17 protein-coding genes, 6 tRNA genes and 1 rRNA gene are annotated in these 18,115 nt (G+C 51.4%); all 24 read right to left on the reverse strand.

Annotated features, from left to right (window positions below):
* Positions 1-4: 4 nt before the first annotated feature.
* Complete coding sequence (trxB, locus tag I8J30_RS31000; protein WP_210664242.1) at positions 5-952, reverse strand: thioredoxin-disulfide reductase; 948 nt, start codon at positions 950-952, stop codon at positions 5-7.
* A 28-nt stretch (positions 953-980) separates the two neighbouring features.
* Complete coding sequence (locus I8J30_RS31005) at positions 981-2,723, reverse strand: tetratricopeptide repeat protein (RefSeq protein WP_091225598.1); 1,743 nt, start codon at positions 2,721-2,723, stop codon at positions 981-983.
* Between the two features lie 144 nt (positions 2,724-2,867).
* Positions 2,868-3,818 carry a ribose-phosphate diphosphokinase gene (locus tag I8J30_RS31010; RefSeq protein WP_091225629.1) on the reverse strand — a complete coding sequence of 317 codons (951 nt, stop codon included), beginning with the start codon at positions 3,816-3,818 and terminating at the stop codon, positions 2,868-2,870.
* 274 nt (positions 3,819-4,092) lie between these two features.
* Positions 4,093-4,776, reverse strand: coding sequence for a bifunctional phosphoribosyl-AMP cyclohydrolase/phosphoribosyl-ATP diphosphatase HisIE (hisIE, locus tag I8J30_RS31015; RefSeq protein ID WP_210664243.1), 684 nt, complete (start codon positions 4,774-4,776; stop codon positions 4,093-4,095).
* Positions 4,773-5,531: an imidazole glycerol phosphate synthase subunit HisF gene (gene hisF, locus I8J30_RS31020; RefSeq protein ID WP_091225596.1), complete on the reverse strand. Its 759-nt coding sequence runs from the start codon at positions 5,529-5,531 to the stop codon at positions 4,773-4,775. Before hisF ends, hisIE begins: the two co-directional genes overlap by 4 nt.
* Before the next feature lie 48 nt (positions 5,532-5,579).
* A complete protein-coding gene (gene hisH, locus I8J30_RS31025; RefSeq protein ID WP_210664244.1) occupies positions 5,580-6,206 on the reverse strand; it encodes an imidazole glycerol phosphate synthase subunit HisH in 627 nt (208 codons plus the stop codon).
* A gap of 1 nt (position 6,207) precedes the next feature.
* On the reverse strand, positions 6,208-6,810 hold the full coding sequence (hisB, locus tag I8J30_RS31030) for an imidazoleglycerol-phosphate dehydratase HisB (RefSeq protein WP_210664245.1): 603 nt from the start codon (positions 6,808-6,810) through the stop codon (positions 6,208-6,210).
* Between the two features lie 73 nt (positions 6,811-6,883).
* On the reverse strand, positions 6,884-8,173 hold the full coding sequence (hisD, locus tag I8J30_RS31035; protein ID WP_210664255.1) for a histidinol dehydrogenase: 1,290 nt from the start codon (positions 8,171-8,173) through the stop codon (positions 6,884-6,886).
* A gap of 73 nt (positions 8,174-8,246) precedes the next feature.
* The gene (gene hisG / locus I8J30_RS31040; RefSeq protein ID WP_240548510.1) at positions 8,247-8,927 is read right to left on the reverse strand and encodes an ATP phosphoribosyltransferase; all 681 of its coding nucleotides are present in this window, start codon (positions 8,925-8,927) and stop codon (positions 8,247-8,249) included.
* The gene (locus tag I8J30_RS31045; RefSeq protein ID WP_210664246.1) at positions 8,924-10,192 is read right to left on the reverse strand and encodes an ATP phosphoribosyltransferase regulatory subunit; all 1,269 of its coding nucleotides are present in this window, start codon (positions 10,190-10,192) and stop codon (positions 8,924-8,926) included. The genes hisG and I8J30_RS31045 overlap by 4 nt, the downstream gene beginning before the upstream one ends.
* A 192-nt stretch (positions 10,193-10,384) precedes the next feature.
* Positions 10,385-10,882, reverse strand: a complete 498-nt coding sequence (locus I8J30_RS31050; protein WP_210664247.1) for an acyltransferase — start codon at positions 10,880-10,882, stop codon at positions 10,385-10,387.
* 8 nt (positions 10,883-10,890) lie between these two features.
* Positions 10,891-11,547, reverse strand: coding sequence for a pyrophosphatase PpaX (ppaX, locus tag I8J30_RS31055; protein WP_210664248.1), 657 nt, complete (start codon positions 11,545-11,547; stop codon positions 10,891-10,893).
* A gap of 11 nt (positions 11,548-11,558) precedes the next feature.
* Positions 11,559-12,572 (reverse strand): prolipoprotein diacylglyceryl transferase, encoded by a 1,014-nt coding sequence (lgt, locus tag I8J30_RS31060; RefSeq protein ID WP_210664249.1) that lies wholly within the window; start codon positions 12,570-12,572, stop codon positions 11,559-11,561.
* A 66-nt stretch (positions 12,573-12,638) separates the two neighbouring features.
* Positions 12,639-13,577: an HPr(Ser) kinase/phosphatase gene (gene hprK / locus I8J30_RS31065; protein WP_210664250.1), complete on the reverse strand. Its 939-nt coding sequence runs from the start codon at positions 13,575-13,577 to the stop codon at positions 12,639-12,641.
* Positions 13,578-13,717: 140 nt separating this feature from the next.
* On the reverse strand, positions 13,718-14,839 hold the full coding sequence (locus tag I8J30_RS31070) for an ABC transporter ATP-binding protein (protein ID WP_210664251.1): 1,122 nt from the start codon (positions 14,837-14,839) through the stop codon (positions 13,718-13,720).
* A 91-nt stretch (positions 14,840-14,930) separates the two neighbouring features.
* The gene (locus tag I8J30_RS31075) at positions 14,931-16,076 is read right to left on the reverse strand and encodes a PucR family transcriptional regulator (RefSeq protein ID WP_210664252.1); all 1,146 of its coding nucleotides are present in this window, start codon (positions 16,074-16,076) and stop codon (positions 14,931-14,933) included.
* A gap of 165 nt (positions 16,077-16,241) precedes the next feature.
* Entirely contained in the window at positions 16,242-17,183 is a 942-nt protein-coding gene (locus I8J30_RS31080; RefSeq protein ID WP_210664253.1) for an MraY family glycosyltransferase, read from the reverse strand.
* A gap of 140 nt (positions 17,184-17,323) precedes the next feature.
* Positions 17,324-17,399, reverse strand: a tRNA-Lys gene (locus I8J30_RS31085).
* A gap of 15 nt (positions 17,400-17,414) precedes the next feature.
* Positions 17,415-17,498: transfer RNA gene (locus tag I8J30_RS31090), tRNA-Tyr, on the reverse strand.
* Between the two features lie 9 nt (positions 17,499-17,507).
* A tRNA-Phe gene (locus tag I8J30_RS31095) sits at positions 17,508-17,583 on the reverse strand.
* A gap of 17 nt (positions 17,584-17,600) precedes the next feature.
* Positions 17,601-17,677: transfer RNA gene (locus I8J30_RS31100), tRNA-Asp, on the reverse strand.
* Positions 17,678-17,691: 14 nt separating this feature from the next.
* Positions 17,692-17,767: transfer RNA gene (locus tag I8J30_RS31105), tRNA-Val, on the reverse strand.
* 9 nt (positions 17,768-17,776) lie between these two features.
* Positions 17,777-17,853, reverse strand: a tRNA-Met gene (locus I8J30_RS31110).
* A gap of 147 nt (positions 17,854-18,000) precedes the next feature.
* Positions 18,001-18,115 (reverse strand): 23S ribosomal RNA (locus tag I8J30_RS31115); the annotation flags it as partial.

The raw sequence follows: 18,115 nt of genomic DNA on the forward strand, positions 1-18,115 counted from the left end.
CTTTTTATACCGACTGACTCCAGTCATGCACGGCATGACCTTCAATGAATTTCTCGCAATCAAGTGCTGCCATACAACCGCTTCCCGCAGCAGTAATCGCTTGGCGGTACTTGTTGTCTTGAACATCACCGCAAGCGAAGATGCCGGGAATGTTCGTTTCCGATGTGCCGGGCTTCACGATCAGATAGCCTGTCTCATCAGTCTCCAGCTGACCGCCGAGGAATTTCGTGTTCGGCGTGTGGCCGATCGCGACGAAGATACCGTTTGTTTCGATAACTTCCTCTTCGCCTGTTTGGTTGTTACGCACTTTAAGGCCGGTTACAGCCATGTCATTTGCGACAACTTCCAGCGGCGTGCGATCAAGCGCCCAAGTGATCTTGCTGTTCTCGCGTGCGCGATCCTGCATGATCTTCGAAGCGCGCATTTCTGCGCGACGGTGAACGAGTACAACCTCCGAAGCGAAACGTGTCAAGAAGTTTGCTTCTTCCATTGCGGAATCGCCGCCGCCGACCACGATAATTTTCTTGCCGCGGAAGAAGAATCCGTCACAGGTTGCGCAAGTGCTTACGCCGCGTCCAACATTCTCGCGTTCGTTAGCAATGCCGAGGTATTTAGCCGAAGCACCTGTTGAGATGATAAGAGCTTCTGCTTGAAGCTCGCCTTGGCCTTCAACTTGAAGGGTGAACGGACGCTTCGATGTATCTACCGAATTCACCCAGCCTGTGCGGAACTCAGCGCCGAAGCGCTCCGCTTGCTTACGCATATTGGCCATTAGGTCCGGACCCATAATGCCTTCAGGGAAACCCGGAAAGTTCTCAACCTCAGTCGTTGTCGTCAATTGTCCACCCGGCTCAGGACCCTCAATAATAAGCGGGTTCATGTTCGCGCGAGCCAAGTAGATCGCGGCTGTCAGCCCTGCAGGGCCTGTTCCGATAATAATTGCTTTATGCACAGTTGTTACCTCCTAAGCACGGACTCCCCTAGTCGCGACTTTCCGCAAGTCCCGGGAATGTCATTCTCATTTTTTCTTTAATCCCGCATATTTCATCAATACGTTTGGCGCATTTACTTACAGTCGCTATCGACGTCCCATACCGCTGAGATACCTCATGGTACGAAATTTCTCTCCGGTGCATTTTGGCCGTCAAATACTCCAGCGCAGCAGCCCAGCCTTCAACTTTTCCAAGCTTCGGCACATTGGGGTAAATTCGCGACAGAAACTCTATCCACAGCGTCAGTAAATCATGCTGCTGAACGAGATCATAATGCTTGTTCATCCGCATCAACGCAGCTTCAAGGACCGATTGCCATTTATCCTCCCAAATCGGAAGTCTTGAAGGCATCCGGCTATGCTCGATAACCGTTTCTTTCCCCTCAAGCACCGCTTTAAGAGATTCATGCACACCGATGGAACGAAGCACGAAGATCGCAATTCGTTTCAAATAGTCATCTTCCTGCGGCTCCACGATAAAATCACGCAGCGCATCCTTCACTTCATTGTCGGCAATCATACCAAGCGCTTGGATAACCTGCAGCTTCGTATGTCTGTCGCCATGGCGCAGCGCCCAGAAGAACGAAGAGCGAACAAGAGGATCCCGCTTCATATGATCAGGCAGCGCCTCGGTCGATTTCTCCCACAGCTTAAACTGCTCTTCGAAGGGCAGATGATAATGGTAGCTCGTAGGCGCCGCATTCATCCCCTTCTCCATAAGCGAAAGCTGCTCCAGGTAGTAGCCCGGTACATGCGATTCGCTGTCCAGCTTGCTGACCTGATGCCATAGCTTCTTAGCCTCTTCGTAACGGCCCATATTGCAGGCCGCAACGGCAGCATAGTGGTAGAGGCACGGATCAGACTTCAACGCATTATCCTTAAGCAGACGAATGAAATGACGGTACGCCTCGCCGTGTTCCCCTAGAATACCCATTGTGGTAGCTAGCTTAAACACATGCTCCTGATGGAACGGCACGGTTTTGCAAAGCAGCTCCACTAACGGTTTCAACTGCTCCTGATCACCGGCATGCTGATGGAAGATCGCCAGGTTGCATAACGCATGCAGGTTACCCGGTTCAATGTCCAGCACCTGATGAATCGTGACCATCGCTTTGTCGAACATGCCCATATAGTAGTAGGCCAGCGCCAGATTGTTGCGCGCCGCAAGAAATTCGCCGTTCTTCTCGACAATACTCTCTAGCAATCGCACCGCCTCGACAAACTTGCCTTCTTCCAGCATGGACCTCGCGCGATCATGCTCGAAGAATCCTTCGCGCGCCTTAATATACGCCAGCTTCATCGGACGCTCCAGTTCAAATTGGAGCAGCTCCATCATCTCTTCGGCTTCATCGAGAAACTGACCCTCGGGATCTTCCTCCAGGTAGCGTACGAGTGAATCCTCAGCCGCTTCGTAATTCTCCATGTTGGCGAAGTTATTCGCCATATAGAAATGGCATTCCGTCATCTCCGGATCGAGCTCGTTCACAATCGACGACAAGATTCGATTCGATTCCTCGTAATTGCCCATTTCTGACAAAATGCCGGCCATATTGCAATGATTCACCGGATTATCCGGTTCATACTCGGCCGCGCGGCGGAAATACTTCAGTGCCTTGTCATAATGATAACGATCCATCGACCGAACCGCTCGCTCGAAGAAGAACGTTGCGTCCCATTGAATCGGAATGACTTTCGTGCTGTGGCTGGCTACCGCAATTTTCTTTTCTTTCATAACAAAAGGCACCTCCCCGGTACAAACAAATATTCTACGATTATACCATAGCGCGGCCTATCCTTACACGAAAGAATATGTGGGAAATCGCGGGCATTCGCCCGCGATTTCGGAGTTTGGCCTTACGTACAGGCCGTATGTTGCCTAGATTCCGGCATTTTTGAAGAGCGTGCTGATGGAGCCGCCCTCAATAATAATGCGCGTTGTTTCGGCTAAGATTGGCGCTACAGATAATACGGTGAAGCGGTCGGAGCAGTTCTCCGGCAGCGCAATAGAGTCTGTTACCACGACTTCTTTAATATTCGGATGGTCTAATCGCTGCACAGCAGGGCCGGAGAAGAGCGGGTGCGTTGCACACACGTACACATCTTCAGCGCCGCGTTCTTTAAGACCTTCCACAACATTGACGATTGTCGTGCCCGTATCAATCAAGTCCTCGATAATTATTGGAGTCTGGCCTTCTACGTCACCGATAACATGTGTAATAACCGATTCGTTATGTGCCGGACGTTTCTTAATCATAATCGCGAACGGAGCATCCAGATAGTTAGCCAGCTTCTCGGCAGTCGAGGCGCGGCCGGCATCCGGAGATACTACAATCGGATTCTTAATGTTCTTCGATTTCAAGTAATCACTGATCAGATCAAGGCCCGTCAGATGATCCACTGGGATATTGAAGAAGCCCTGGATCGCCGGCGCGTGCAGATCAATCGTAATAACGCGGTTTGCACCAACGGTCGTCAGCACGTCCGCAAGCATTTTAGCCGAGATCGGTTCACGCGGAGCAGCTTTGCGCTCTTGGCGTGCATAACCGTAGTACGGCACAATGATGTTGACGGTACGTGCGGAAGCACGCTTCGCCGCATCGATCATGACGAGCAATTCGACAAAATGATCATTGATCGGATGTGAGAACGACTGCACAAGGAAGACATCGCAGTTACGGATTGTTTCCTCATAGTGAACATAAATTTCACCGCTTTTGAAACGAGACACTTTGATTTTACCGAGCTCCATACCTAGATTCTCGCAGATCCGTTCCGCAAGTTTGGGATTCGAGGACCCCGAGAAAATACGCAGCTTGTCGCTAAACAACATAATACCCTCCTGAGCGATTAGACCACTTTTTATTTACATGCATCAAAAACACCGTTTGATTCGACACCCTTCATTATACATGGAAATCGTAATATTTCAAAAAACGATCAAATGCGCAAAAAGACCCATTATCCGCACCATTTGCGCGTTCTCGGCATCTTTCAGCAGCTTGCGCGATTTGTCCCGATTTATGAACGTTTTATGGCAAAACGTCGTAGAACCGAGCACTGACAATCAGGCTCGGTTCCACCTATTAACAGCTTTGGCTAAATTACTTCGGCTGTTTGGATTTATTATGGCGACGGCCCAGCTCTTCCATGACCTCATCCAAGGACAAGCCGCGTTCGCGGAGCAGCACCATCAAGTGGAAAATCAGATCGCTCGTTTCGCAGCGCAGTTCATCATTGTCTTTGTTCTTAGCTGCGATAATGACTTCTGCTGACTCTTCGCCGACCTTCTTCAGAATTTTATCGACGCCTTTCTCGAACAGATACGTGGTATACGCGCCTTCGGGACGTTCTGTATACCGCTGTGCGATTACGGCTTCGAGCTGATTCAGCATGGCGAAGCGGTCGCTTGTCAGCGTTGTCGCATTCGCGTCCACTCCTTGAATGCCGGTCACTTCATTCGTGAAGCAGCTGTACGAGCCTGTGTGGCAAGCCGGTCCGATCTGCTCGACCCGCAGTAAGAGCGTGTCGCCATCGCAATCATAGTGCATCGAGACGATTCGCTGCGTATGACCGCTTGTAGCACCCTTGTGCCACAATTCGCCGCGCGAGCGACTCCAGAACCAAGTTTCGCCCGTCGCGATCGAACGACCAAGCGATTCCTCGTTCATATAAGCCATCATGAGAACTTCTTTACTGTTGGCATCCTGCACGATTGCCGGTACGAGGCCGGCCTCATTCCATTTGATCGCCGCAGCAACCGATTCAATTCCTTGTTCCGTACTCACCTGATCTCGACTCCTTTCAGCCGCAAGTCATCCTTCACATCGCGGATCGTCAATTCTTTATAATGAAAAATCGTTGCCGCAAGACCCGCATCCGCATGACCCTGCTGAAATACATCGTAGAAATGCTCCACCTTGCCCGCACCGCCGGATGCGATAACCGGAATACCGATAGACTGCGATACCGCTTGCGTCAGCTTAAGATCAAAGCCGTCCTTGGTACCGTCCGCATCCATACTTGTGAGCAGGATCTCACCCGCTCCAAGCGACTCGACTTCCTTCACCCAAGCAAGTGCTTTAATACCGGTGGCAGTACGGCCGCCGTGCGTGTACACTTCCCATTCGCCCCAAGCGGGATTAAACTTGGCATCGATCGCAACCACGATACATTGGGAACCGAACTTGCGAGCGCCGTCCTTCACTAGCGACGGGTTCTTGACCGCTGCCGTATTGATGCCGATCTTATCGGCGCCGGCACGAAGCAGACGCTTCATATCATCGACGTGGGAGATGCCTCCGCCCACCGTAAACGGGATCGTTATTTCTCCGGCCGTGCGTTTGACGACCTCGATCATCGTCGCTCTGCCTTCAACCGAAGCGGAGATATCAAGGAAAACAAGCTCGTCCGCGCCTTCCTTGTCGTAAATTGCCGCAAGCTCCACAGGATCGCCTGCATCGCGCAAATTGACAAAGTTGACTCCTTTCACGACCCGGCCGTCCTTCACGTCCAGACATGGAATAATTCGTTTGGCCAGCATCCGAATGCCGCCTCCCTTCTAGCTTCATATGTAGAACACCTCTCGTATCTAACGAGCGGTTTCACGTGAATCGATCGTCAATGCGAGAAAATTCCGCAGCAGGCTCATGCCGAGCTCGCCGCTTTTCTCGGGATGGAACTGCATGCCGTACACATTGCCTCTGCCGACAATCGCGGTAACCGGACCGTTGTAGTCGGTAATCGCGTGCAGATCGTCTCCGCGCTCCGGCTTCGCATGGAAGGAATGGACGAAGTACACATGTCCCTCCTCAAGCCCTTTAAACAAAGGACTCTCCTGCTGCTTAAACGACAACTTGTTCCAGCCCATATGCGGCACCTTGAAGTCGCCGCGGAAGCGGATGACTTTGCCGGGGAGCAGCCCCAACCCTTGATGCTGTCCGTACTCCTCGCTTTCGCTGAACAGCAGCTGCATACCAAGGCAAATGCCGAGCAGCGGCTTGCCGGATGCGGCGTAGAAACGTGTCACTTCTTCAAGGCCGGTATTCTGCAAATTCTGCATTGCATCGCCGAAGGCGCCAACCCCCGGCAAAATCGCACCGTCCGCGTCCATGATCTCTTGAGCGTCGGCGGTGATGACCGCTTCATACCCGAGTCGCTCCACAGCCTTGCTGACGCTATGCAGATTACCCATGCCGTAATCGATGATCGCGATCATCCTACAGCACTCCTTTCGTCGAAGGCACTCCTTGCACCCGCGGGTCAATGCTTGTCGCTTCATCCAGCGCACGGCCAAGCGCCTTGAACACCGCCTCGATCATATGATGCGTATTCACGCCGTAATGCACGATAACATGCAGGTTTATGCGCGCTTCGAGCGCCAGCTTCCACAGAAACTCGTGAACCAGCTCAACTTGGAAACTGCCTACTTGCTGAGACGGGTACTGCGCGCGATATTCGAAAGCCGGACGGTTGCTCAAATCAATGACCACCTGTGCAAGCGCATCGTCCATGGGGACGAATACGGAAGCGTAACGCTTAACGCCGCGTTTGTCGCCCAGTGCTTCGCGGAGCGTTTGGCCCAGGCAAATGCCGATGTCTTCAACGGTATGGTGGTCGTCGATATCTACGTCGCCGCGCGCTTCCACGGTGAGGTCGAATTGACCGTGCTTCGTGAATAGATCCAGCATGTGATTCAGGAAAGGAACATCCGTATCAATCTTGGAGATTCCGGTTCCATCGACGCCAAAAGCCAGCTTAATGTCCGTTTCGTTCGTCTTACGCGCCACTTCTGCCGCGCGGATTGCAAGGTTCTCTGCCATGTTACATCCATCCTTCTTTCCACTGTACCCGATATTTTTGACGATGATGAGTGCTCATCAAGGCTGACTAAACTTAAGCGTTGCGCTCACGCTCCAAGCGGATTTCGATTGCCCTGGCGTGCGCTTCAAGCCCTTCATGCCGAGCAAGCGTCATAATGTTATCCCCGTTCGCCAGCAGCGCATCCTTGCTATAGTAAATCAAGCTCGACTTCTTCACGAAGTCATCCACGTTCACGGGTGACGAGAATCGAGCCGTACCGTTCGTTGGCAAAATATGATTCGGACCGGCATAATAATCGCCGACCGGCTCCGAGCTGTACGGTCCGACGAAGATCGCACCGGCGTTCTCGATTCGGCCGAGCAACGCCATCGGCTCTGCCGTCATAATTTCCAAATGCTCCGGCGCCATGCGGTTCACCGCGTCGATCGCCTCGGTCATCGTTTCGGCGATCAGAATCGCGCCGTAACCGTCAATGGACTGCCTCGCCGTACCTTCGCGCGGAAGCAGCGCCAGCTGACGCTCAACTTCAACAGCTACCGCATCGCCAAGCGCTTCCGATGTTGTCACGAGAATCGCGGACGCCATCTCATCATGCTCGGCTTGCGACAGAAGATCCGCGGCCACGTATGCCGGGTCAGCCGTCTCATCGGCCAACACAACGATCTCGCTCGGACCTGCGATGCTGTCGATCGCAACAACGCCATAAACCGAGCGTTTCGCGAGCGCCACATAGATATTGCCCGGTCCGCAAATTTTATCCACCGGCGGAATCGTCGCCGTGCCGTAAGCCAGAGCCGCTACCGCCTGCGCACCGCCGACGCGGTACATTTCCTTCACGCCCGCTTCCGCAGCCGCTACCAGAATATAAGGATCAATGCCGGCTTTGCCGCCGGTCGCCGGAGGCGTCACCATCACGATTTCCGGTACGCCGGCAACCTGTGCCGGAATAACGTTCATCAGCACCGAAGACGGATAAGCCGCTTTCCCGCCCGGAACGTACACGCCTACACGCTTGAGCGGTCTAAGCAGCTGTCCCAGCATTGTACCGTCCGGCTGTACATCCACCCAGGATTGGCGCATCTGCTTCTCATGGAATTTCCGAATGTTCGCCGCCGCTTCGCGAATCGCCGTCAGAAAGCCCGCATCTACGCGATCATAAGCGGCTTGTATTTCGCTCTCGGTGACGCGCAGCTGCGACTCATCCAGCTTCACACGGTCATGCTGCTCCGTATAGCGCAGCAGTGCAGCGTCTCCTTCGGTACGAACCGCTTCTACGATTCGACGTACCGCTTCATTTTGTTCCGGTGAGCCGTAGTCCACCTTACGTGTTAATCCAAACTGCTCCGCACGCAGCTTCCGCATAACGCCACCCGCTCCCTTCACTTCTCCCACCGCTTAGCACCTTGCTTTACGGCGGCTTACTATTCCTTGCTATCTATACGCCCGCTTTAGCCGCGATCGCAGTCTGCAGCTTATCGCAAAGGCTCTGAATCGCATCGTTTTTCATCCGGTAGCTGACACGATTGGCAATCAACCGGCTCGTAATCCCGAAGATCGTCTCCATCTCCACAAGTCCGTTCTCGCGAAGCGTTTGCCCGGTCTCCACCATGTCGACAATACGGTCGGCAAGCCCGATAAGCGGCGCCAGCTCAATAGAGCCGTTCAGCTTAATGACTTCCACTTGCTGTCCCAACTCACGAAAATATTGCGAAGCCACGTTCGGGTACTTCGTCGCCACCCGAGGTTGGATGACCGGCTTCCAATCCGGCAGCCCGATTACCGACATGCGGCATTTGGCAATGTCCAGATCAAGCAGCTCATAGACGTCTTTATTTTCTTCCATTAGGACGTCTTTACCTACGATGCCGATATCCGCGACGCCGTACTCGACATAGGTCGGTACATCGACGGGTTTCGCCATGATGAAGGACATCCCCAGTTCCGGCAGTTCAATAATAAGCTTCCGCGTGTCGTCAAAATCACTCGGGATCGGCACGCCCGCTTCCCGAAACAGATTCGATGCCACTTTATAGATGCGTCCCTTCGGCATCGCGACCTTGAGCAGCTCACGTCCCGATATATCTCCGGTGTATAGACCGTTGCTCGTCATGCTCATCTTGAAGTCCCTCCCTGTCCGCCGGCGAAGAACGTCAACAGCTTCGTAAACGTGACGCCTTTATAGTTTACCTGTCCACCGACCGAATCCGATGCAGCAAGCACGGCCCGCTGAGCGTCAGCCCCGTCCATTTTCTCCGTCACTACTACAATAGCTTCGCCACTGTTGCCGCCGCTAACCGTATCCGCCTCTTCACGAAGCTCACGCGCCTTATTTAGCGCCGCAGCACGCCCAGCAGCGTCATACCCGATCAGCACGCGTTCCGTTCTTGTTTCGCTTGCATGGTCCCCGATCAGCTCCAGAATTCGCGTTGTCTTCAGCGCAAAACCTGTTGCAGGAGCTGGACGACCGAACTGTTTCAATAAGTTATCATAGCGGCCGCCGCTCGCTACCGGGAATCCGAGATCCGCCGCGTAACCTTCGAACGTCATGCCGGTGTAGTATTTAAAATCGCCAATCATCGTCAAATCAATCAATACATGTTCGCACACCCCGTACGCTTCGAGCACATCCCACATCTCGCAGAGATGCTGAATCGAAGCCTGCGCCGTCTGATCGAGGCTAAGCGCCATCGCTTGGCTGCAAATCTCCTGCCCGCCGCGCAATCGAGTGATGCCTTCCAGCTCGCTGCGCATCGCATCAGGCAGTGTCAGCTTCCGCAAGCCTTCGCGGTACCCTACATAATCCCGCCCCAGCAAATAAGCCTTCAGCTCTTCTTGCGCGGCCGCTTGCCCCGGCAATGCTTCCTCGAACAAACCGTTCAGGAAGCCGACATGCCCGATCGCAATCTTGAAGCGGTTCACGCCCGCTGCTTTAAGCGAAGCGATCGCAAGGGCAACGACTTCCGCATCCGCCTCAGGAGAAGCGTCTCCGACAAGCTCAACGCCGGTTTGGAAAAATTCCGCCTCACGGCCTGCTTCCTCTTCAATCGCTCGGAACACGTTGGAATGATAAGAGAGACGCACTGGGAACTGCGCATCCTTCAATACGGAACTAACGACACGCGCAATCGGCGCCGTCATATCGGAGCGAAGCACCAGCGTCGTACCGCGATTGTTAAGCAATTTGAATAGTTTCTGGTCGGAAGTCGAACTCGCGACACCGACTGTATCGTAATACTCCATCGTAGGGGTCATGATTTGCTCGTATCCCCAAGAGCTCATGCAGGCAAGCACTTGATTCTCAATTTGTCTCAGCTTCGTTACGGCATGCGGCAAATAATCTTTCACGCCAATCGGCTTCTCAAATACCTTCGGTTTAGACATTATATGCTCACCTACAATGCTTTAGTTAGTTAACGTGTTACCATATTACCATACTGCCAAAATAAAGGATTAGTCGTAATAATAACACGCGACTCCCTATCCGTCAATACATCGGCATCCAACTATTCGCTCCTGTAGATATAGAAAAAACGGAGAGCATCGCTCTCCGTTTCTGACCCGCAAAGAGTGCCTTTATGTACCTTGATCCGTCCCGCTGCGTATAACCGCAATCGGATTCCCGCCAACGAAAGCTCCCGGCGGTACATCCTTATGTACAACCGATCCGGCTGCGACAACCGCTCCATCCCCGATAACGACACCGGGAAGGATCGTTGTGTTTGCCCCAATCATGACACCTGATCCGATTCGGACTTCGCCAAGCCGGTATTCCTTGATCAAATACTCATGCGTCAATATCGTCGTGTTATAGCCGATAATGGAATTCTCCCCAATGCTGATCTTCTCCGGGAAAAACACATCTACCATGACCATGAGTGCAAACGCGCAATGGCGCCCTACCTTCATGCCAAGCACATGCCGATAAATCCAGTTCTTCACCGGCAAAGAAGGACAATAACGCGCTATCTGGATGAAGATAAAATTCCGTACGGCCTTAAATCTGCTGACCGTACGGTATACTTGCCACAGGGCATTTGGCCCTTCGACAGGATAACGCTCAACGTTTCTCAAGTGGTGCTCTACTCCAATCCCGCGAATGCATACAGCTCGCGCATGTTGTGAATCACATGACGCGCACCGCTTTCCCTTAGCTTCGCTTCACCTTTCAACGACCACGCCACGCCGACCGAGATAACCCCTGCCGCTTCCGCAGCTTCAATGTCGACCACACTATCGCCAACCATCAATGTCGTCGCCGGATCTGCGCCTAATGCTTCCAGCGCTTTAAGAACCGGCTCCGGATGCGGCTTCGGATGCTCGACATCTTCAATCGTCACGATCGCGCCCGGCTCCACGTAATCATACAAGCCTACATAACGTAATCCGCGTTCCGTCGTCAAGCGCATTTTGGTCGTCACGATCCCGATCTGAATCCCGGCTTCATGCAGACGCGCGAACACTTCCGCTACCTGTGGGAAAGCCGATACATAATCATCATGCATTTGAAGATTGATCTCGCGATAAGCCGCAACAAGATCCGTAACGTCCTCACGTCCCGAGAATAGCTGCATTTGCATAGTGAGCGGCTGTCCCATGCTTGGTATAATATGCTCCCGATCAAACTCAGGAGGGACGATTCCTTTGAGGGAATGCAAGAACGATTGAATGATCAGCTCATTCGTGTCCATGATCGTGCCGTCTAAGTCAAACAACATTGTTTTCACTACTGCTGCCATGCGATTATTTATTACTCCTTTAATGTCGATTCTCCGTGAGCGCCGGCGGATTCCTTGTCCGTCTCCTTGCGATCAACCTTCTTCTCAGTCGTTGCACCTGCAGGCAAGCCGGTTTTGTAATTGATAACCGGATCGCTGTAACGCGCATTGGCTTCGCCCGTAGTACGACGTCCGATGATCATAGCGATCGCCGCGATAATCAGCAGCAACGAGATCAATTGCGAAATGCGAATATTACCCTCTGCAGGGTTCAAGTATCCTTGATCGAAAACAACACCCATCGGCGACCATAGGGCATTGATAAAGGAAGCCGCCCAAGAAGCGCCATGGAAAGCCAAGCTGTCCGTACGCAATGCTTCAATGAAGAAACGTCCGAGCGAGTAACCGATGAAATAAGTCATCAGCAGCTCACCTGCCCGTAAAAACGGACGACGGCGAATGACAAGCAGCACGACGAGTACAAGCAGGTTCCACAGTGATTCATATAGGAAGGTTGGATGGTGGAATACACCGTCCACATTCATATTGGTTACGATCCAATTCGGCAAATGAAGCGTGTCGCGCAGGAAGCTCTCTTCAACAGGTCCGCCATAAGCTTCCTGATTGACGAAGTTACCCCAACGGCCAATCATCTGACCGGCAATAAGCGAGGGCGCACAGATATCCGCGATCCTCCAGAAGCTGTAGCCTTTATAGCGAAAATAAATAATACCGCAAATGAACGCACCTATGAGCGCTCCGTATATCGCAATACCGCCATTCCAAATTTTGAAGAAGTCAAGCAAATTGCCCTTATACTCGTCCCACTTGAACGCCACAAAATAAATGCGCGCACCAAGAATAGCGGACGGTACGCCAAGCAGCAATAAATCCATGAAGAAATCCGGAGACAAACCGAATCGTTTTCCTTCGCGGACTGCAAGCAGCAATCCTACAAGCGCTGCCGTACCCAAGATAATACCGTACCAGTGCACAGTAATCGGGCCCAGCGAGAAAGCAATTGGATCTAAACGTAATCCATACATGCGTCAACGGCTCCTTCTCTCTCCATTATCGATGGTCTGACTACAAATTCACTGTATCCATGAAAATCAATCAAAATCATCCGAATCTTCAGCGATGGTTTCTGTCAACTTATTCGTAAACTGCAAGGCTGCATTGTAGCCCATCCGTTTCAGCCTGAAGTTCATCGCAGCCACTTCGATAATAACCGCCAAGTTTCGGCCCGGACGGACGGGAACGGTCACGATCGGCACATCGGTATCGATAATTCTCGTCGTTTCTTCATCCAGACCCAGTCTGTCATACTGCTTGTCCGCTTGCCAGTTCTCCAGCTTAATGACCACACTGATTCTCTTCATGTTGCGAACTGCACCGGCGCCGAACAGCGTCATGACATTGATGATACCCAGGCCGCGAATTTCAAGTAAGTGGCGAATAAGTTCAGGTGCCGTACCATGCAATTGTCCATCCGAGGTTTGACGAATTTCAACGGCATCATCCGCAACAAGGCGATGGCTTCGTTTCACCAGCTCAAGCGCTGTCTCACTCTTACCAATACCGCTGCCGCCCGTTATGAGCATACCGACACCATAAACATCGACAAGAACGCCATGAATGGTAGCCGAAGGCGCCAGTTTCCGTTCAAGGAAGTTTGTAATCCGGCTTAAAAATATCGTCGTAGCCGCGTTGCTGCGAAGTACCGGAATTTGCTTCAAATTAGACTGCTCGAGCAGTTCTGCCGGTGCGTCCATGCCACGGGTTATGATGAAACATGGCGTTTCATCATCGCATAGCCGTTCCATGCGATCTACCCGTTCTTGTTTGCTAAGCGTGTCCATAAACGTAATTTCGGTTTTCCCCAGAATTTGTACGCGTTCCTTCGGATAGTAGTCGAAATAACCTGCTACCTCAAGTCCGGGGCGCGATAAATCGTCTAACGTAATGCTGCGGCGGAGTCCGTCTTCCCCACTTAGGATTTCAAGCTGAAATTGACTTACCAGATCGGACACTTTCACTTTCTTAGCCACTATTTCGGCCTCCTCAAAATCGCAGCCAGCTACGAGTTGTTAGATTAATTAACCAGATATCGTTATCGTATCGGAAATAACAAATAAAAACAACCGCCCGATAATTCGGGCGGTTGTCAGGAAAGGCTCAGCGCCTTATCTTATACTTCAAATACATTCAGTTCGCTCTCTTTGTCGAAGACATGAACTTTGTTCATATCAAGAGCAAGCTTCACGTTTGTACCTTCTTTAACGCCGGAGCGGCCGTCAACACGAGCGATAACTGTGTCTTTGCCAAGACCGTTCAGGTACAAGAACATTTCGTGACCAAGGTTCTCAGCAACTTCAACGTGAGCGTTCACGATTGTTTGCGGGGAAGCTTCGTGGAATACAGGCTCTTCGTGAAGATCCTCAGGACGAATACCAAGGATGATTTCTTTACCAAGCAAGCCTTTGTCTTTCAATTGTTGTGCTTTACCTTCAGGAACAAGAACGTCGATACCCGTCGATTTGAAACGAACGGAACCTCCAGCTTCGTTAAGCGTACCTGTGATGAAGTTCATCGAAGGAGCGCCGATAAAGCCTGCTACGAAAATGTTAACCGGGTGGTTGTACAGCTCTTCCGGGGAAGCAGCTTGTTGAATGATACCGTCTTTCATAACGACGATACGGTCACCCATTGTCATTGCCTCGATTTGGTCATGCGTTACGTAGATAACAGTTGTTTCAAGACGTTTAGCCAGTTTGGAGATCTCCGCGCGCATTTGACCACGAAGTTTAGCATCCAAGTTAGAAAGCGGCTCATCCATCAAGAATACTTGCGGTTCACGAACGATTGCGCGGCCTAGGGCAACACGCTGACGTTGACCACCGGACAATGCTTTTGGTTTACGGTCAAGCAAATGCTCGATATCAAGAATTTTAGCAGCTTCACGAACACGTTTGTCGATCTCTGCTTTTTTGAATTTACGAAGTTTAAGACCAAAAGCCATGTTTTGGTATACGTTCATGTGTGGGTACAAAGCGTAGGATTGGAATACCATCGCGATGTCGCGGTCTTTAGGGGCAACGTCATTAACAAGACGCTCGCCGATGAACAGTTTACCCTCGGAGATTTCTTCCAGACCTGCGATCATCCGAAGTGTTGTGGATTTACCGCAACCCGATGGACCGACAAGAACCAAAAATTCTTTGTCTTTAATGTCGAGGTTGAAATCTTTTACGGAAGCGAGATCAGTTCCCGCGTATTTTTTGTAAACGTGCTCTAAGCGTACACCAGCCATTGTATTTCCCCCTAAAAGAAATAGTGTAATTCAATAACCTTAGTGTATATCAGTGCTGTCCTAATGACTATGCACATACTTTACAAAAAAACTACGACCTTTTCGTCACTTTATACAATAGTAAAATAATTTTGACTAATACCGCATCACGGAACTGCCGAACATCGAGTTCTGTCTCCTGTTTTAGCTTGTCGAGTCTGTACAGGAGCGTATTCCGGTGAATATAGAGTTTCTTCGCGGTTTCGCTTACATTGCAGTCAAGACTGAAGAACGTTTCCAGCGTCGTTAAGATCTCCGGGTCCAGAAAAGCATCCGTACGCTTCAGCGCCTGCTCAACGAATTTAAGCCGATGTGTTTCAGGGATCGTGTTTAACAGCCGCTCTAAATGCAGCAGCCACGGCAAATGAATATTGGATCCGATATGAAATGTTCGTCCCAGATGAACCGTCTCACGCAGCAGCGCAGTCGTTCCGACCAGCGAATTTGCCGGAGAGATCGGCTGGGAAACGGCCAGATGGCACTCCCCCATCCACTCGCTCGTCAGCATCTCATGCAGGCCGTTGACGATGGAAGCTAAGCTTTCCTCGATCGATTCCTGTTCTTCGTCATCCCGTTCCTCGGACTGCGCTTCATGGATAAGCGAAACAGGTCCTAAGACAAGCCATTCTTGTTCCTTCAGCGGAATAATAATGACTTCTTCCGCCAAAAACGTACGAAGCAGCTTCTCCAATTCGCTGTAGCTGGATCGGCCCGATTCCGCCTGCTCGCAAACGAGCATGAAAGGAATCATGGACGAGAATAATCTCCCGCGTGCAATGAGCCGCTCCGGCAGCGTATGCTTCGGTTCCGCGGAATCAAGCTGCTCATCGATCCAAGCACCCAGCTCTCGCGCATAACGCTCGGATTCCGTAACGCCCTCGTAGCTCTTGGAACGTACAGCCAGCATTTCGGATAACGTCCAGCTAATGAGGCGCTGTTCCTTCTCGCTTAATTGGCTTCGCTCAATTTCAAGCAGGTCAACGGTATGCACATTAACGTTCATAACGAACCAAACTGTACCTTCGGTGCCATGCACGTAATCGCCAATAGAAACCGTATTATTTTTAAGTGATGATTGCTCTTCCGTACTCGCACTTTCCTCGGCCAGCATTTTCCAATCTTGAATTGGCAATTGATGCTCTCGGACCGGGCAATCCAGAACAGCTTGCAATTGCGCCATCCATTTTGCTTCACTCATCGGCTTGCCCCTATCCTATCCACGCATAAATGCGCTTTATTATATAAGGAAGCATACGATCTGAACAGGCTTCGCTTATAATCTAGGAAGAAACGCCAGTTCACCGGATTTCAACGGCGAAAGCTGTTTCTTCTTGGGACATTGTACCATAGATTGGGATCTATTTCAGCTTAAGGCAAGGAGCAGGACGATCGATAATAAGGAGAACAACGCGGCTACCAGGTAGATGAAGGAAACCGTTTGGATCTGAGTTAACCCCCAGCGCATCAGAACATGATGGGTATGCAGCTTGTCCGCCCTGTGCAGTCCCTTGCCTGAAAGCAGTCTGCGAAGCATGACGACCGCAGTATCCAGAATCGGCACGCCGAGAGCCAGAAGAGGCACCGCCACGGTGACAAGCGTGGCGCTCTTGAAAGCACCGTCTACCGCAGTTACGGCCAGCGCATAGCCGAGGAACGCAGCACCGGCATCGCCCATGAAGATTCTTGCCGGATAGAAATTATAGATCAGAAACGCCAGACATGCTCCAACCAGTATAACGGCGAGCATGGCAGTAGAAGGCTGATGCTTCAGCAGCGCGGCAATAAATAACGTCAATGATGAGAAGGTCGAAACACCTGAAGCGAGTCCATCTACACCATCAATGAAATTAATCATATTGATCAGTGCAAATACCCAAATAATTGAGCTTATTGTGCCGAGCCATGTCGGAAAATGGATCAATCCGTTCGGACTCGACAAGCCTACGATTCGAATACCAAAGAACAAGGGCAAGGTTGCCGCAGCCAAATAGACCAGCACACGGGGCCATACCGGAAATTCCGCTCCGTTCGCTTTCGCCGCATCATCCGCTAAACCAATGACGACAAGCATCAAGCCGCCGATGCTGATCGTCAGGCTAAGTGGGGTTGCGCCTTGAAAAATAAACAAGGTAATGACTATCCCTGCATAGAGCGCAGCTCCGCCCATGAGCGGAATGGGCGTGCGATGGATTTTACGCGAAGATGGTTTGTCTACAAAACCCATGCGGATGGCGTACTTCCTGAGAATCGGCACCAATACGGCAACAATGGCAAAACAAAGCACGGCAGCTAATACGTATTTCATCTCTATGTGCCCCCCTGAACAGCCCTTTGTGTTCAGTTTACCCGCAGCAGTATGAAATACTCTGACTTCCCATGTAATATTGGGCTTAAAAAACAAAAAAACCTGCAGGTCAATGACCTACAGGTGAATGGTTTATGAAATGGTGAGCCATGTAGGACTCGAACCTACGACACCCTGATTAAAAGTCAGGTGCTCTACCAACTGAGCTAATGGCTCTTACTTTAAAGGAAATGGTGGAGGGCGATGGATTCGAACCACCGAACCGTGAGGAAGAGATTTACAGTCTCCCGCGTTTGGCCACTTCGCTAGCCCTCCATATGAAAATGGTGGCTCGGGACGGAATCGAACCGCCGACACGAGGATTTTCAGTCCTCTGCTCTACCGACTGAGCTACCGAGCCTTATTGATTTAGTTAAATGGCGGAGCCGACGGGATTCGAACCCGCGGTCTCCTGCGTGACAGGCAGGCATGTTGGGCCACTACACCACGGCTCCGCATTTAAAAATTATGGTGGAGGCTGACGGGATCGAACCGCCGACCCTCTGCTTGTAAGGCAGATGCTCTCCCAGCTGAGCTAAGCCTCCATATAGGTGTGGTAGCGGCGAAGGGACTCGAACCCCCGACCCTCCGGGTATGAACCGAATGCTCTAGCCAGCTGAGCTACACCGCCACACAATTGCCTCAAAGTACTGCTTGTCCATCACGACTGAGGCAGCCGTAATAATCAGAACTTACGCCCTGAAAACTGGATACGAACCTTTGCGAAGGTTTTGTTTAGCTGATTTTGTCCGAAGTTGAACATCCCAGCGAATGTTCGTAGGATAAGCCCTCGACCGATTAGTATTCGTCAGCTGCATGCATTGCTGCACTTCCACCTCGAACCTATCAACCTGATCGTCTTTCAGGGGTCTTACATACTGGGAAATCTCATC

The organism is Paenibacillus lignilyticus (assembly GCF_017942085.1).
GTDB classification, from domain to species: domain Bacteria; phylum Bacillota; class Bacilli; order Paenibacillales; family Paenibacillaceae; genus Paenibacillus_Z; species Paenibacillus_Z lignilyticus.